The organism is Streptomyces sp. NBC_01276 (assembly GCF_041435355.1).
GTDB lineage: Bacteria > Actinomycetota > Actinomycetes > Streptomycetales > Streptomycetaceae > Streptomyces.
Window position 1 is genome coordinate 6,633,868 of the sequence record NZ_CP108442.1, and the last position, 14,911, is coordinate 6,648,778.

Annotated in this window: 16 protein-coding genes; 10 read left to right on the plus strand and 6 right to left on the minus strand. The window is 67.9% G+C overall.

Annotated features, from left to right (window positions below; all coding sequences use genetic code 11):
* Positions 1–21: 21 nt before the first annotated feature.
* From OG295_RS30005 to OG295_RS30015, 3 genes are all read right to left on the minus strand, one after another.
* The gene (locus OG295_RS30005; protein WP_371679732.1) at positions 22–486 is read right to left on the minus strand and encodes an NUDIX domain-containing protein; all 465 of its coding nucleotides are present in this window, start codon (positions 484–486) and stop codon (positions 22–24) included.
* 500 nt (positions 487–986) lie between these two features.
* Positions 987–1,826, minus strand: a complete 840-nt coding sequence (locus OG295_RS30010) for a DUF1932 domain-containing protein (protein ID WP_371679733.1) — start codon at positions 1,824–1,826, stop codon at positions 987–989.
* A complete protein-coding gene (locus OG295_RS30015; protein ID WP_371679734.1) occupies positions 1,823–3,190 on the minus strand; it encodes a hypothetical protein in 1,368 nt (455 codons plus the stop codon). The genes OG295_RS30010 and OG295_RS30015 overlap by 4 nt, the downstream gene beginning before the upstream one ends.
* 508 nt (positions 3,191–3,698) lie before the next feature.
* Between OG295_RS30015 and OG295_RS30020 the strand changes: the two genes are divergently transcribed.
* The 7 genes from OG295_RS30020 to OG295_RS30050 all read left to right on the plus strand — a co-directional run bounded on the left by OG295_RS30020 (position 3,699) and on the right by OG295_RS30050 (position 10,754).
* Positions 3,699–4,130, plus strand: a complete 432-nt coding sequence (locus OG295_RS30020; protein ID WP_371679735.1) for an ATP-binding protein — start codon at positions 3,699–3,701, stop codon at positions 4,128–4,130.
* A gap of 375 nt (positions 4,131–4,505) precedes the next feature.
* Entirely contained in the window at positions 4,506–5,678 is a 1,173-nt protein-coding gene (locus OG295_RS30025) for an arylsulfotransferase family protein (RefSeq protein ID WP_371679736.1), read from the plus strand.
* Positions 5,675–6,574, plus strand: coding sequence for a glycosyltransferase family 2 protein (locus OG295_RS30030; RefSeq protein WP_371679737.1), 900 nt, complete (start codon positions 5,675–5,677; stop codon positions 6,572–6,574). Before OG295_RS30025 ends, OG295_RS30030 begins: the two co-directional genes overlap by 4 nt.
* A complete protein-coding gene (locus tag OG295_RS30035) occupies positions 6,571–7,764 on the plus strand; it encodes a methyltransferase domain-containing protein (RefSeq protein ID WP_371679738.1) in 1,194 nt (397 codons plus the stop codon). The genes OG295_RS30030 and OG295_RS30035 overlap by 4 nt, the downstream gene beginning before the upstream one ends.
* A gap of 16 nt (positions 7,765–7,780) precedes the next feature.
* The gene (locus OG295_RS30040) at positions 7,781–9,016 is read left to right on the plus strand and encodes a radical SAM/SPASM domain-containing protein (protein WP_371679739.1); all 1,236 of its coding nucleotides are present in this window, start codon (positions 7,781–7,783) and stop codon (positions 9,014–9,016) included.
* 5 nt (positions 9,017–9,021) lie between these two features.
* Positions 9,022–9,981 (plus strand): hypothetical protein, encoded by a 960-nt coding sequence (locus tag OG295_RS30045; protein WP_371679740.1) that lies wholly within the window; start codon positions 9,022–9,024, stop codon positions 9,979–9,981.
* Positions 9,982–10,010: 29 nt separating this feature from the next.
* Positions 10,011–10,754 (plus strand): creatininase family protein, encoded by a 744-nt coding sequence (locus OG295_RS30050; RefSeq protein ID WP_371679741.1) that lies wholly within the window; start codon positions 10,011–10,013, stop codon positions 10,752–10,754.
* Positions 10,755–10,777: 23 nt separating this feature from the next.
* Here OG295_RS30050 and OG295_RS30055 read toward each other — a convergent pair whose 3' ends face one another.
* Positions 10,778–11,347 (minus strand): AAA family ATPase, encoded by a 570-nt coding sequence (locus tag OG295_RS30055; RefSeq protein ID WP_362846232.1) that lies wholly within the window; start codon positions 11,345–11,347, stop codon positions 10,778–10,780.
* 242 nt (positions 11,348–11,589) lie between these two features.
* Between OG295_RS30055 and OG295_RS30060 the strand changes: the two genes are divergently transcribed.
* Positions 11,590–12,054, plus strand: a complete 465-nt coding sequence (locus tag OG295_RS30060; RefSeq protein ID WP_371679742.1) for an SAM-dependent methyltransferase — start codon at positions 11,590–11,592, stop codon at positions 12,052–12,054.
* An 85-nt stretch (positions 12,055–12,139) separates the two neighbouring features.
* On the opposite strand, the gene OG295_RS30065 is transcribed toward OG295_RS30060, so the two are convergent.
* Complete coding sequence (locus tag OG295_RS30065) at positions 12,140–12,607, minus strand: NUDIX hydrolase (protein ID WP_371679743.1); 468 nt, start codon at positions 12,605–12,607, stop codon at positions 12,140–12,142.
* Between OG295_RS30065 and OG295_RS30070 the strand changes: the two genes are divergently transcribed.
* Positions 12,556–12,816 carry an HAD family hydrolase gene (locus OG295_RS30070; RefSeq protein ID WP_371679744.1) on the plus strand — a complete coding sequence of 87 codons (261 nt, stop codon included), beginning with the start codon at positions 12,556–12,558 and terminating at the stop codon, positions 12,814–12,816. The genes OG295_RS30065 and OG295_RS30070 overlap by 52 nt on opposite strands.
* 52 nt (positions 12,817–12,868) lie before the next feature.
* Here the strand turns inward: OG295_RS30070 and OG295_RS30075 are convergent, their stop codons facing one another.
* Positions 12,869–14,101 (minus strand): XRE family transcriptional regulator, encoded by a 1,233-nt coding sequence (locus OG295_RS30075; protein WP_371679745.1) that lies wholly within the window; start codon positions 14,099–14,101, stop codon positions 12,869–12,871.
* A 492-nt stretch (positions 14,102–14,593) separates the two neighbouring features.
* Between OG295_RS30075 and OG295_RS30080 the strand changes: the two genes are divergently transcribed.
* The gene (locus OG295_RS30080) at positions 14,594–14,797 is read left to right on the plus strand and encodes a transcriptional regulator (protein WP_371679747.1); all 204 of its coding nucleotides are present in this window, start codon (positions 14,594–14,596) and stop codon (positions 14,795–14,797) included.
* The last annotated feature ends 114 nt before the right edge of the window (positions 14,798–14,911 follow it).

Below are 14,911 nucleotides of genomic sequence, written 5' to 3' on the forward strand. Positions count from 1 at the left end.
CCCTGATGAACATGGCGGCGGTCAGGACGCGCGGATCTGGGTGTCGAGCACGGCCTTGATGGCCTCGACGTTGGCGGCCGTGAAGTTGGCCAGCTCCGGCGGCATCAGGTTGAGCTGTCGGACCGCCTCTGCCGTGAACGGCACGCGGACGACCTCGTAGCCGCCCCGCTCGGGCTTGTCGAACTCGGTGCCCGCGCGTACCGCGAGGTCCATCTGCTCCAGGCGCGCGGCGAAGATGTGCTGGACACCCAGGCCGCCATCCAGCGAGTCGGTGATCAGGTGCACGAGCTCTGCCTTGCTCAGCTTGCCCCCGAGCTCCTCGAATACCTCGCGGTGCAGCGTGTCCTCGATGCTCGCGTCCTCGGCCTCGACACCGCCGCCCACCGTCACCCAGTACGGGTCACGGCCCGGCTTGGTCCGCTTGATCAGCACGAGGTCGTCGCCGTCCAACAGGATGGCCCTCGCATTCCGTTTGGTGATCGTCATCTCCGTGCCTCTCTGGGATTCGTTCGTGGCGTCGCTGGCATATCGGCTGATTCGCCTGTGAATTGTCGTAATCGGCGGCCCGCTACCGACTGGACTTCGGGGATCATCCGAGTCTGAACGCCGCAGGCTGTTCGCGCATATCGCGGTGGTGATCCCACCTCTGCGCAGGGTGAGTTGATGACCCGGGTCTTAGCTGGGCCCGCGAGGGACACCTCGGGCTATCTGTCGTCCGCGGGCGAACTGAGACGGCCTCACGCCAGAGGTCCGCATCCTGGCCACGCGCCTGACCGGCTGGACCTGATGCCACTAACGCCTCGGTGCCACGCCGAAGTGTGTTGCTGGAGAAGGTACTTGTGTACTCTGGTTGTGTCGTGCACTGCGGGGATCGTACGTGTGCCCTGGCCGAGGCGAGAGCTGCTGACAGCTCAACGATTAGCCGCTGCGGTGGTGACGCCCACGACCTCTGGCGGCAAATCTGCGCTGGCGGGTGAAGACCACGGTCAGATGTCCAAGCTCCGCAAGTGAGCGAGGACGTCTGCGACCGGCAGGTCGTACCGGTCTTTGTCACCCTTCCAGTGCGACATCACCGCGACTGCGGCTTCGGCCATGTCCGACGGCAGATCGGCCGCACGGAGGGTGTCGGCGATGTCCTGCATCTCCGGTGCCCAGCGCCAGGCTCGTGCCGCCACGCTGGGCAGGTATCCGGGGTCGGAGAGGATGTTGGAAGCCATGACCTGGGCTTCGGCGGTGAGCTCGTCGCCTACTCCGTGGGCGTCGGCGAGGGCGTGGGCGACGCCGGCGAGGGTGCGGGCGGCCTTCTGGTAACTGGCGAACGCCATCTTCAGGGCGGAGGCCGAGCCGATGGCGCCGCTTGCTCGCCGGGGATGCAGGGCGGTGTCCTTGAACAGGGTCTCCACGAGGTCGATGGCCGAGCGGTCCCCGGCGAGGTATAGCCGGGCGGTCCGCTGGCCACCGGGCGGTGGACCGAAGATGGCGCCGTCCAGCACCGCTACCCCAGGGCTCATCGCCTCGGCGATGTGCTGCATGCGCTGGGGGTTGATGGCGTTGGCGTCGACGTACACCCCGGTGAAGCTGTGGTCGGCGACCGCTGCTGCGACCTCCTCGGCTGCCTGCGGGGGACACACGGAGAGCACCACTGCGCTGCGCTCCAGGGCTTCTGCCAGGGTGTCGACCGCCACTGCTCCCGCCTTCCGGGCCCGCTCACGGGTGGCCGCGCTTCGGCCTTCCGGCACCCAGAGCACCTCATGGCCAGCGGCCGCAACCTGGGCGACGACACCGGCGCCCATGGCGCCGGGGTGCAAGACGGTCACGGTGGTCACGGGCGGCCTCCTGGCGGAAGTTCGGCGATGGTGCGTTCCTGCTGAGCAATGATCGACTCTCGAAGGCCGATCGCGATAGGGGCACCCGCGCCGGGGTGGGCGGCGAGTTGGCGACTGAAGTGGCCGATGCGGCGGTCCACGCTCTCCGTGGGGCGGCGGGCGTTGGTCGCGAGTACGGTGTGGATTTGGGCCGCGGCGCCGTCGAGGTCGCCCCGGCCGAGACGGGCCATGGCCAGGTCCATGCGGGCCAGGGACATTTCGCCGAGCCGTTGCCGCTCTGGCGGCGCGGCCTGGAACATCTCCACGGCTTCCTCCGCCCGGGCCTCGGCATCGCCCAGGTGCTGAGGTCCGGCCAGCCAGAGGTGGGTGCTGCTGGCGTAGAAGAGTTGCTTCTCGACGGGGAAGGCCATCATGCCGCCGGGCAGCTCGTCGCCATCCGTGAGCCGATCGCGCAGGTGATCGGCGGCGGTCAGCGCGGCAAGGGCATCGCCGGGGCGGCCCAGCTGCCCGTACGCGCGTGCCTTGATGCTCTCCAGCCGGATGTGCGCCGTTCCGGACTCGGGCGTGAACGCCGAGCCGGACTCCGCGAGACGTACGGCATCTCCCGGACGTCCGTCCCAGTAGGAGATCAGCGCCTGGAGTCCGCGTACCCATGTCCGGAGGCCGTTGTGGCCGGCCAGCTCGCCGAAGAGGAAGGCGGTGCGGGCCTGGGTCTCGGCGGCGTCGTAGCGCCCGAGGTCGAAGCTTGCGTTCGCCAGGACTCCGCACAGGATGCCCGCGCCGAGATAGAGGTCGCGGGTGTACTGGGGTGGCTGGCGGCCCTCCAGGAGTTCGAAGGCGTGATCGCGCAGGGCGCGGACCTCGCGGAACAAGGGCCCGACCGGCCGATTGGGATACGAGTCGACTATCCGACGGATGTCGGCTTCCAACTGCTCCAGCGTGTGCGGTCCCACGTTGCTGCTCTCCGCCCGGGCCGCGAACCGCGCCGACTCGTTGGCCGCCGCGGTGACCACGTCCTCCAGGCCGTACTCGAAGGATTCCCCTGGGCTGCGCCGTTCCGTCTCGGGGACAGACGGTGACGCTTCCTGCGCGGTCTGCGCGGGTGCGAGGAGGCAGGCGGCTGGGATGCCGGGGAACATGAACTCCAGGACGCGGCGAGCAACGGTCTGCGGGGTGCGGACCTCGCCGTGGGCGTACCGGAAGAACTGTCGCTTCTCGATGGTCGCCGTCGCGATCGAGTGAGGCCCCTCCAGCTCGGCCAGCTGCTTGGCGGCCTGTTCGTAGCGCCGCTTGAAGACCTGGTAGTCCTGCCAGCCCCGCTGGTTGATCAGGGTCTGGAAGAGGGTCGGTCCTAACTGATCCACGGCCGCTCCTTGGCGTCGGCGTATTCCTCCGCCACCACGCTAGACACCAACCGCAGCTGACTGCAGACGTGTTGCACAGAAATAGCGGGCGCCGGGCCAATAGACATCCGTTGGACGCGAAAAGGCCCCGTTAGACATCGTCTGGGCCCTCGTTCAGACCGGCCGCGCAGTGAACACTGCGTCTTCGCCCGGTAATCCGGCCACCGGCGAGGTTGCCTCTCGGCTCCACGCGAGCAGGTGACGGGACCGCCGGATCCCCGCAGTGAGGACCATTCCCAACCATCGACTTGCCGAGGCCGACCATGCAGACGAGCCAGAGCAGCACCCCCGGAAGCCAGACCGCCCCCGCGCACACCAGATCGGACAACAGCGCGCCTGCCTGCGAGTTCGTCCACGCACACGGAACCAGTGATAACTGGAGCGCCACAACCCTCGCGCTGTACGTCGAGCTGTACAGCACGCCGCCGGTGGTCACGCGGCGGCCGGTGTGACGGCCCCGGCCAGCAGCATGGTTGTCGCCGCCGGGCAGGGCCCCGAGCGCTACCACGACACCTACGCCGCAAAGGACACAGCTCCTGCCAAGGCACGGCAGGACGTGGCGCTCTACCTCAGCACCTGGAACCTCGGTCACCTGGCGGAAGCGGCGCGCACCATCGTCTCGGAGCTGGTGACCAACGCCGTCACACACACGGACACCCGCAGGATCGGGGTCTCGGTCACCCGGACGGGAACCACCGCGGTGCACATCGTCGTCACCGACTGCTCTCGCCAGCCACCACTGCCCGACGCCGGATCCCGCTCGGACCCGGTGAACCTCACCGAGCACGGTCGCGGCCTGCTCCTGGTGGAGGCCCTCTCGACCCGGTGGGGCACCGAGCAGCTGGCCACCGGCAAGCGGATCTGGGCGGACCTCGACACCACGAAGGACACCGACCTGTGAGAACGCATGCCACGGACGGCCGTCAGGCCGTCCAGCTGGCCTTACCGCCGCGCCCGCACGGCGGCCCCCACCCTGACCTGCGGGTGCCGGCAATGCATCGGAAGCGCCACTCCCGCCTCAGGCACCACAAGGTACGGACCGGCGAAGGCCCGCTCGCCGCAGTTCTGCTGACCGCGGCCAACTTCATCGGCATCGTCCTGGTCGCCGGCTCCGCCGGTTCCGCCGTGTCCGCCGCGGCCCGGGCCAATCCCACGACGCCGCCGGCGCCGCCGATCTGCCTCCCGTCGAAGTGCAGCCCTTGCCCAGGGCCAATGCCACGGCGGGCCCGCTCACCTCACCCCCACGCGCCCAGCACGACGATCAAGGAGGCGTCCCATGTTCCATTCCGAGGAAAGTCCCACCACGGTCGACCACTTCCTCTTCTCACCGGCCTCGTCCTACCCGAAGCCCTTCGCCAGGCTCATCGACCGGGACGGCCGCACCATCCACACGTGGAGCAACGAGGCAGCGCAGCCACCCATGGACGCCGAACCGCCGAGCTTTCTCCGGGGGTGGAACCACGTCGAGGTCGACGCGGTCGGCAACCTCTACGCCATGGTCCCGCTGCGGGCCCTGCTGAAGATCGCCCCGGACTCGTCGCTGCTGTGGCAGGCGGACATCGCCGTCCACCACGACCTCGCCTTCGGCCCAGACGGGAAGGTCCACGTCCTGACCGAGGAGCCTCGGCAGGTGCGGCTGGGCAGCCAGTTCCTGGTGATCCTGGACAACGCCGTCACCACCCTCGCCACCGACGGCACGCTGCGCGGGTCCGTATCGCTCTTCGACGTCCTGTGCACGGATCCGGTGATCGCGGCCGACCTCCGCGACCGGATCGTCGACAAGCACACCGCGTTCACGCTCGGGGGGCATCGGATCAACGCCGAGGCCCGCGGTCTGCTGGCCTCGGTCACGTACGGCGGCTCGCCAACCGAGGCCTTGCGGATCCTGCGGGGACTGCCGGGCTCACCGTGCGACGCCCTGCACACCAACACCATCGAGATCCTTCCCGCCCACCCGAAGGGCCTGTGGGAGGCCGGGCACGTTCTGCTGTCGTTCCGGAACCTAGACCTGGTGGCCGTCGTGGACCTCGACACCCCGCAGGTGCTGTGGTCGTGGGGGCCCGGCGAGCTCTCGGGACAGCACCAGCCCTCGGTGCTACCGAACGGGAACCTGCTGATCTTCGACAACGGCAGAGCCTCGGGGCGCTCCCGTGTGGTGGAAGTCGACCCTGCCGCCCACCGCACCGTCTGGGAGTACGTGGGCGAGCCTGCGGACCCGTTCTTCACTGAGCTGGCCGGCGGCTGCGAGCGCCTACCGAACGGCAACGTGCTGGTCACCGAGGCCGAGAAGGGCCGGGCCTTCGAGGTGACCCGCGACGAACAGGTCGTGTGGGAGTGGTCCACCGCCAAGGAGCACACCGGGCAGCCGACCAGCCGCGTGACCCTCTACCGCCTCGCCGGTGTCCCCGCGTCCACGGCCGCCCTGCTCAGCAGAGCGGAGGCGTCGTGATCAGCGTCATCATCCCGACCCACAAACGCTCTGACCTTCTCGACCTGGCCCTGGAGAGCCTGCGGCAGCAGACGTTCACCGACTTCGAGGCCGTCGTCATCAACGATGGCGGCCGCACCCTCGCCACGAGTGTCAGCCCGTGGCGGCGGCACTTCGACGTGACCTTGGTGGAGCTGCCCACGCACAGTGGGGTCTCCAAGGCCAGGAACGCCGGCATCGCCTGCGCCGAGGGCGACCTGCTGGCCTTCCTCGACGATGACGACGTCTTCCTTCCCTGGCACCTGGAAACAGCCCACAAGGCGGTGACCTCAAAGGCCGCGGACTTCGTCTACCTGGGCGCCCTGGTCGCCGACCAACGCCTCACCGCCCTCCCCGCCGACACCACGGGCATGCACACCAAGGCGTACGACTTCGACCCGCGCTTCTTACTCGTGGCCAACTACATCCACACCGGCTCCGTCGTCACCCGCAACTTCTACAAGGACGGCGCACGGTTCAACGAGGCGCTGACCCACTGCGAGGACTGGGACGCCTGGCTCGCCCTGACCCACGGACTGGGCTACCGCGCCGCGTTCGTGGACGAGCTGACGGCCATCTACCACCAGGTGCCCCGCTCCGGTGGCCTGGTGGCCTCCGCCCAGCTGACCGTACCGAGCCCGTTCACCATCGCCCGGGAACGGATCCAGGCCCGGTGGCCCTCGGCCGACGAACAGGTTGTCGCCTTCCGGGGCTGGATGACCGCCTTCGAGGACCACCGCAACCAGCGCATCCGTGGCCGGCTCCCGATCCCGCACCAGATGTTCGACGCCGTCCTACGCGACCTGCACCAGTGGTTCACCACCGGACGCGAGCCCGACCACCGGCTGATCCCCGGCTACTTCGAGGCGGCACTATGACCGCCGCCTGCCTCTACTGCCGCCACATCGCCGCAGCGTCTCCCGGATACACCGTTCGCCCCGCGCTGCGGGACCTCGGCTCGCCGGCCCCGCGGTGCGGCCTCCACTGGCGCCACACCTGCCAGGTCTGCCAACAGCCCCGCCACTTCATGGCCATCGCGTACTGCCCGAAGGCCGACGCCTACTTCTGCGACAGCTGCGCCACGGGCATCGAGACCGTCCCGGCATCGTTCCACGGCTGGGGCTATTACTTCCGCTACCGCTCGCCGTGGTCCGGTGAGCCGGAGCCGTCGCTGGACTGGCTGGAGTACGAACGCCGCCACCCGGCGCTGCTTCGCGGGCCCAGCCCGGCCGCAGTCTCGGCCGAACGCTGGCTGCCGCGTCCCACCGGCGCGGAGGCCCAGCAGCCAGCCGACCTCGCCGACGTCGATGTCCACGCGCTGTGGGACAAGAACGCCCGGCCGTGGGACGCCGCCTTCGACGACCACGGCGACAAGCACCGCAAGTACGTCACCGATGAGCCCATGCTCGCCCTGCTCGGACCTGCCCACGGCCGCCGGATCCTGGACCTCGGGTGCGGCAACGGCTACCTGTGCCGGAGCCTGGCCCGAGCCGGCGCTCACGTCACTGGTGTCGACGTGAGCGAGGAGATGATCCGGACAGCGGCCGCGTACGAAGAGGCCGCCCCGCTCGGCATCCGCTACCTCGTTGCGTCGGCCACCGCCCTTCAGGGCCTCACTGATGCCTCCTTCGACGCGATCGTCTGTAACCACGTCCTGACTAGCGTCGACGACTACGAGACCGCTCTGGCCGAGGCCCACCGGGTCCTGCACCCCAGCGGTCGGATGACCGCGGTGATCAGCCACCCCTGCTTCTCCTGCGGCCCGCGCCGCTGGCAGCCACCGGCCGTCGACTCCCCCAGACCGGAGGAGGCCACCGGCTACCTCGTCGACTACTACCTCGATCCGGGTGCCCACCTGCTGGACGACTGGCCCGGCTTTTCGCCTGTGCCGTACTTCCACCGGCCGCTCACCGCATATTGGCGGGCATTCCGCGCTGCCGGCTTCGACATCGAGGACTTCACCGAACCCGGCCCCACCAGTGAAGCCCGCGCCCAGCTCGCGCCCTGGGAGTACGACCAGGCAGAGCGCATCCCGCTGTCCTGCATCTTCCAACTCGCCCCGACCTGACCCATCGGAGGACACCGTGCTGCCCAACAGGCTGCAGACCGACCCGTACCTGACCTGCGTCCGCCCCGGCGACCGGCCGTCGGTCATCTACATGACCGATACCAAGGGCCCCACTTGGCCCGTGATCACCGACTCCGGCACCGCCGCCTTTGGCGTGATCGGTCTCGACCGCCGCGTCGACTGGCACCACGACCGCGCGGCCCTTGCAGCCCTGGAGAAAGCGGCCACGGCGCCCATCGACACCAGCGTCCTCGTCGCCGAGTTCGGGCAGGCGACGGTGGGGCAACTGGTGGCCAAGGGCTGGCTCCAGGCCCCCGACGACCTGTGTCGCGAGTACCGGCTGCTGACCGGGCAGGTCGAGATCAGCGCCCACTGCAACTGGGGCTGCCGCTCCTGCCCGGTCTCCACAGACCCCAAGCCCCGCGCCACGATGCCGATGGACCTCTTCACGGAGATCATCGGCAAGCTCGCCCCGTACGAGACCGTCAAGTTCGTCACGTTCCACTTCTTCAACGAGCCCACCCTCGACCGGCACTTCACCGACCGCGTCGAGGTCCTGCGCGAGCACGGCATGAAGCTGTCCCTGTTCAGTAACGTCAGTGCCCTTACCCCGGCCAAGATCAAGGCGATCGGGGACGCCGACGTCCTGTACGACCTGATCGTCAACCTGCCCAGCCTCGACCCGGCCGAGTTCCGCACCCTGACCGGAGCCCGCACTTTCCACACCAGCCTCGCCAACCTCGACGCGGCCATCGACGCCGGCTGGCCGGTGAAGATCGCAGTGAACGGCGTCGGTGACGACGTGTACCGCAACGTCGAGGCGATCAAGAAGCGCTACGAGCACCGCGGCGTGACCGTGTACGCCACTCAAGCCAGCGACCGTGCCGGCGAACTCGCCAACGAGTTTGCCCAGAACCTCCACATCACCGGGCCCCTGACCGGCTGCAGCTGGCCGGTCAACCACGCCTACTTCTCCGTGACCGGCGACCTGTTCATCTGCTGCAACGACTACCACCAGCGGGAGGTCTTCGGAAACATCCGCGACAGCTCCCTGCACGACATCATGACCAGCCCCGCCGCCGTCCAGGTCCGGCGCAGGGTTTTCGGCGTCCAGGAGGCCCCCGACGACTACATCTGCCGCGGCTGTCACGACCAGAAGCCCGACTTCCCGCACCGGCAGTTCCGGCCCCTGCACGCCTTCCCGCTCCTCAACACCAACACGGCCAGCCGGGCCTGCCCGAAGGCCGGGTGACCGAGATGACCGAGCCCCTGGTGAAGATCTGGTACGTCAGCCCCCAACGCCTGTGCAACCTGGCCTGTGACTACTGCGTCTCGACCGGCGACTACGCCAAGAGCAACCTCGTCCACTGGAAGAACGACAACGACCGCGAGAACTTCGCCACCACCGTCCAGTGGATCGCCGCCCAGCCGTTCCCCGTCGGAGTCCGCCTGGCCACCCTCGGCGAGCCGTTCGCTTCCCTCGAGTTCCTCGAACAGGCCGCGTGGCTAACCCGACAGCCCAACGTTCGCTTCGTCGAGCTGCTCACCAACGGCACCCTGCTCAAGAACCGCCTGCCCCGCATCGCTGCCGACGCCGACTTCACCAAGCTGTCGCTGTGGGCCACCCACCACCACACCCAGGTCCCCGTCGCCCGGTTCATCGACAACCTCGCCTTCGCCCAGAAGGAGTGCGGCCTGTTCGTCGTCGCCAACGGCCTGCTGTTCCCGGACAACGCCGACAGCATCCGCGAACTGCGCACCGCCGCGGAGAACGCCGGCCTGCGCTTCAACCTCGACCCGGGCTACGACCCCGGGACAGCCCGCGGCCAATACGACGACCTCCCCGACATGTCGCCCATCCTCGCCACGCCTACCGGGATCACCCGAGCCGTCGAGCTCGGCGCAGACCAGGACCTCCTGAACATCAACCTGCTCGCCCTCGCCGACCCCGGCGGACGCCCCTGCGCTGCCGGCCACGACTACCTGTTCATCGGCATCGATGGCGAGGTCTACCCCTGCTCGCGCTACTACGTCCAGCGCCACGGCCGCCTGGGCAGCACCCTCGACCCCGGCTTCCGGCTGCCCCTACGTCCCGAGCCCTACCAGCCGTGCGCGGCCCGTTCCGGCTGCTGCAACAAGGAGGACTTCCTCAACCTCCAGCCCGCCCGTGACCAGGCACGCCCCTACGCCCCCAGCCTCGGCTGGACCGGCCCCTGACCCGCTCGCCACGACGGAAGGCACCCCGCATGCGCGTTCACAGCCTCACCTGGCCCGAATACGCCGAACGCATCCACGACCACCTCGTGGTCCTGCCGATCGGCGCCATCGAAGCCCACGGCCCGCACCTGCCGCTCGGCACCGACACCATCCTGGCCGGGCACCTTGCCGATCAGCTGGCCACACGCGTCCCCGCGCTCGTGTTGCCCCCGCTCGCCTACGGCTTCAAGACCGACCCTCTCCGGGCCGGCGGCGAGTTCCCCGGCATGACCAACCTCCGCGCCACCACCATGACCGGCGTCGTCCAGGACATCCTCACGGCTTCATACCGCCATGGTGCCCGCTGCTTCCTCATCCTGCACGGCCACATCGCGAACACCGCCGCCGTCTTCGACGCCGCCGACACCTTCCTCACCCAGGCCCCCGACGCCAGAATCATGGCCGCGGCCTGGTGGGACTTCGCCCCGGAGGACACTCGCAACGAGATTGCCGCAGAGACCGGAGTCCCGCGCACCGAAGACCACCACGCGGCCCTCGTCGAAACCAGCCTCACCATGCACGTCGCACCCGAGGACGTTCGTGCCCACCTGCTGGCCGACGACGACGTCCCCCGCCGCCCGAGCTACCTGATCCTCCCCGCCCCCGAAGACACGAAGACCAAGACCGGCGTCATCTACCGCGCCAGCAAGGCCACACCCGAAATCGGGGCACGCCTCATGCCGGCCATCATCGACAACCTCACCGAGGCCGTGAAGACCGAACTGGCGTCGTAACACCCCGCCGAGGCGGCTGGAGCTCAGCCCTTGCAGTTGGCCGCCGGCCGCCCAGCGAACGCCACAATCTCCCCGAGTCCCGGCCCGTAGCCGTCACTCGTGTCCACTAGCAGCGTCGGCACGTCCATCGCGATCGGGACCCACGACTCCAGAGGCCGCTCGCCGTTGCGGATCGCCTTCAACAGCTCCTGGTCGGCGTGGGCTGCCCGCTGGGCGCTCTCCTCGGCTCGCCGCACGATACGCTCGTGCGCCACCGCACTGTCCACGGTGCACCGAACCACCCGGATATCCGCGATCTCCGCCAATGGCTCCAGGTTTGGCCGCCACAACTTGTCTTGGAACGCCGCCTCTGCCACCACGGTGACGCCTGCCTCCAGCATGGTCCGCAGCACGTCGAAGAACACGGTCAGCGTCCGCTTGGTCAGCGGATCGCCCGTACTCGCCTCGAAGCCCGGCGTGGAGTGGACCATCCCCTCCTTGATCTCATCCCGGCACACCGCCGGACAGCCCAGCGACCGGGCGATCTCATGTGCCAGCGTGGTCTTGCCGGTACCTGCAGGACCACTTACCACAACCAGGGTCGGAGACGTCATGGGCGCATTGTTCCACCATGAGTCGCCCAACGGCCTTGAAATCCGTGTGACGGTCTCTGCAAACCGACGCCATGAGGTCGGACGCCTGGGACGCGCCCGCCAGGCCGTGGTCGACATGCGGCGCCTGCTCTCCCCGTACCTACGCCGAGGCATTCCGGCCGTTGCCAGCCTGGACGCCCAGGCAGCCGCATACCCCGTCCAGGTACTTTGACCAGGTCACGACGAGGCACGAGGGGAAGCGCATGGCACAGTCGCTGGAAATCGAACCGATCGGCATTGTCGTCGGAGGCCGGACCGAGCCCACGGACGATCACTGGGGTGGTCCCGCGATCATCCGGCTGAACCCCGACTTCCCGGCGGAGGTCGTCAAGGGCCTGGAGGAATTCTCGCATCTCGTGGTGGTGTGGCACTTCCACAAGGCATCCCCGACCGATGTCGCCCTCCACGCGCGAAGCCCCCGTAACAACCTGGACTGGCCGCCCACCGGGACCTTCGTCCACCGCAACCACCGTCGACCGAACCAGCTCGCGCAGTCCTTCCCCCGGCTCGTGAAGGTCGAGGGCCTGGACCTGCACGTCGTAGATCTCGACGCGATCGACGGCACACCCATCTACGATGTCGCGCCCTACTTCCAAGAGATGGGACCACGCGGGGAGGTACGAGAGCCGAACTGGCCGGCCGAGATGCTGGCTGACTACTGGGAATGAGAGCAGCTGGCGTCGCCTAATCGACAGGTCGGGCGTCGCCGCAGATTCTGGCGGCTGTGGTGCGGGTGGAGGCGGTGTTGGTGGCTCAGCCGATGTAGGGGTAGGTGCCGGCGAGGTAGTCGCCGATCTGCTGGCGCATGCTGGCGTGGATGTTGTAGCGGTCGAGGTCGGCGGGCTGGATGAAGCGGACGCCGTCGGCCTCGTCGTTGATGGTGGGCTCGCCGCCGACCGGACGGCCGATGTAGGTGTTCTCGTACTGCTGGCGGATCTCGCCGTCGGTGTAGGCGACGATGTGGCGGGGGTTGGTATAGACCCCGAGGAAGCCGGTGATCTCGGCTTCGATGCCGGTCTCCTCCAGGCATTCACGCACGGCGCACTGGGCTGCGGTCTCGCCGATGTCCTGGGCTCCGCCGGGCAAGGCCCACTGGCCGGTGTCGCGGCGACGCTGGAGCAGGATGGCGCCGCTGCTGTCGACGACGAGCAGGTTGCTGGCGGGGATGAGTGTGTTTGCTTTGGGCGCGGCGGGGTCGTTGTAGTACTCAGTCCTGCCCATATGCGGCGGTCCCCTCTTGGTTGGGAGTCCAGGGCCCCAACACAGTGATCATCGGAGATTCCCTCGAGGGTGTCCGCACAGGCATCGAAGGTGGAGCCCTCATCATCGGTGTCGCCTCCGGCAAGACCACTGTCGACGAACTGACCGAAGCGGGCACAGATGTTGTACTCGAAAGCCTTGAGGACACAGCCCAGGGGTTGTGCGAGTGAAGTCCCTCACGACTGAGCGTAGTTGAGTCGAGGTGTGTCAGGTCAAGTGGTGTCAGCGAGAGCCCAGAGCACGCATGTACTGAACGAACTCGCGTGCTTGGGGATCACTGTGGTACCGCTGGGTGAGGACAGCAGCCAGGTCGCCAGCGACCATGCTCAGCGAAGGCAGCGACTGTCGATCACTACGCAGTGCCTGTTCGCCGTACGTGAGGGCAGCTCCTAGATCACCTTCCCGCGCCGCAACGACTCCCAGGGTGATGCGGGCCTCGGCATTGCGCATGGGGGAACGCTCCGTCCCGTCAAAATCCACCCCGGCCTGGAGGACTTCGCGCGCCAGAGTCTCGGCGATCTGGTTGTCGCCGACCTTGCGATAGCAGTCCATGGAGTAGAAGTCCCACTTGTTCGGGTCTACCACGAAGTGGTTCTGCACATTCTCCGGATAAGGCATGGACTCAAGGAGAGTCCGGCCGGCATCGAGTGCGACTTCTGTCTGACGCCGATCTCCGATCCTTGCCCATGCCTTGGCCTTCTGTGCCAGTAGCTGGACAGCCACGGATTCGCTGGGTGCGGCGGCGAGACCGGCGTCGGCGGCGGCGATTACACCGCGCATGTCTCCGTTCGTGAGGGCGAACCATGCGCGCATTTCGTGAGCCCACCCCTGAATCCCTGTGTGTCCGACCTCGTGGCCAATCGACAGGGCTGCTTGCCGGGTGGCCTCCGCGTGGCTGCGGGTGTCACCCCCGCCGTCGTACTCCACGCATCCCACGAGCAAGGTGAGCATCCCTGCGAGGAAGAGCACCTCACGGTGCTGTGCGAGTGTGAGTCGCTGGTGCTGCATGCTGACGACTCGGTTGAGCCACGCCCGGCCCTCGACTAGCAACTGATCGCCAGGCATGTAGGCGTACTCCGTACAGAGCCTGTCGACTGTGATGCGGAGTGCGTCCAAGGTGGCTTCGTCGATGTCTGAAGCCCGCAGCCGTGCGACGATCTCGACGGTGTCCATCCCTGAGACATCCCTCACCTCGACGCTTCCGTCCCTACGGTGGTCCACTGGGAAGAACGCGTGGGTGGTTGTGCCGAAGACGGCTGCGATCAGAGCCTTGTGGTCTCGTGGCGCGACTGCGCCGGACTCCCAGCGGCGCCACGATCGCGCGAGGGCCCTGTCGTCGGACAGCTCATGGGTTGAGTGAGCGCGCATGGCGCGGGCAGCGTCGAGAGGGCTCCAGCCGCGAGCCGCACGCTCGGACTCCATGCGTCGCGCCCAGCTGGGGCGGTCGTCGATCATGTCGTGCCTTCCACCTAGCCGTCGGGCGTCTCTCCTTAGCGAGTCTCGCACGTAGGGTCGCGACCCGAGCACGGACTGCGGGGACAGAGCGGGGGCATTTGAGGTGCCCCCCGTGTCCGCCCTTTCGACGGTAACCGTCCACCTACAGAGTGTCGATCGTGTCGCTCTACTGCGGGCTTGGACCCGAGGTTGCCAGGGGAAAGTGAGCGTCGCACGGCTCAACGAGGAGCCGGCCGGGATGACAGTGGCGAGGGGATGACTGTGCTGAGAGAGAGCAGTGTCAGGGCGGGGTTGATCGTTGAATGTGACCGTCGATGTTCCCGGTGTGCCTGTCGCCTCAGCCGCTATAACCGTGAGGTCCGCTGCAGCGGGTGCCTTCGAACTCCCGCGAGTTCACCCCCGGCACCTCCTCAGGTCCTGCCAGAGGTATGGACCGATGCGAGTGTTCGGGAGGCGCTCGCCGCCAGGGACTTCGGGAGGTTGTGCACTCTCGTGAGGGAGATCAGCCACCTTCGACAGGATGACATGGCCACGCTAACTGGGCTGAGTCAGCCATTCTTGTCGATGCTGGAATCGGGTGCGCGCCGCCTGGCCAACATCGACAAGATCGTCTGCCTGCTTGATGGCCTGCAGGCCCCACTCGAACTCACTGGCTTGATCCTGCGGACGCAGGTCGACTCGGCTCTGGTCGGCTAGTCCACTGTGACCTCAGCTTGGTGTATAGACCCACGACCTCGCTGAGTGCAGTACTACCTGGGTGAAATCACTGGCTGAATGCGCCAACTCACCGCAGATGAAGCAGAGTTGAAG

Coding starts and splice junctions, on each gene's coding strand:
- OG295_RS30005 (WP_371679732.1), bottom strand. CDS start 486: ATGACGATCACCAAACGGAATGCGAGGGCCATCCTGTTGGACGGCGAC.
- OG295_RS30020 (WP_371679735.1), top strand. CDS start 3,699: ATGGTTGTCGCCGCCGGGCAGGGCCCCGAGCGCTACCACGACACCTAC.
- OG295_RS30025 (WP_371679736.1), top strand. CDS start 4,506: ATGTTCCATTCCGAGGAAAGTCCCACCACGGTCGACCACTTCCTCTTC.
- OG295_RS30035 (WP_371679738.1), top strand. CDS start 6,571: ATGACCGCCGCCTGCCTCTACTGCCGCCACATCGCCGCAGCGTCTCCC.
- OG295_RS30045 (WP_371679740.1), top strand. CDS start 9,022: ATGACCGAGCCCCTGGTGAAGATCTGGTACGTCAGCCCCCAACGCCTG.
- OG295_RS30050 (WP_371679741.1), top strand. CDS start 10,011: ATGCGCGTTCACAGCCTCACCTGGCCCGAATACGCCGAACGCATCCAC.
- OG295_RS30055 (WP_362846232.1), bottom strand. CDS start 11,347: ATGACGTCTCCGACCCTGGTTGTGGTAAGTGGTCCTGCAGGTACCGGC.
- OG295_RS30060 (WP_371679742.1), top strand. CDS start 11,590: ATGGCACAGTCGCTGGAAATCGAACCGATCGGCATTGTCGTCGGAGGC.
- OG295_RS30065 (WP_371679743.1), bottom strand. CDS start 12,607: ATGGGCAGGACTGAGTACTACAACGACCCCGCCGCGCCCAAAGCAAAC.
- OG295_RS30075 (WP_371679745.1), bottom strand. CDS start 14,101: ATGATCGACGACCGCCCCAGCTGGGCGCGACGCATGGAGTCCGAGCGT.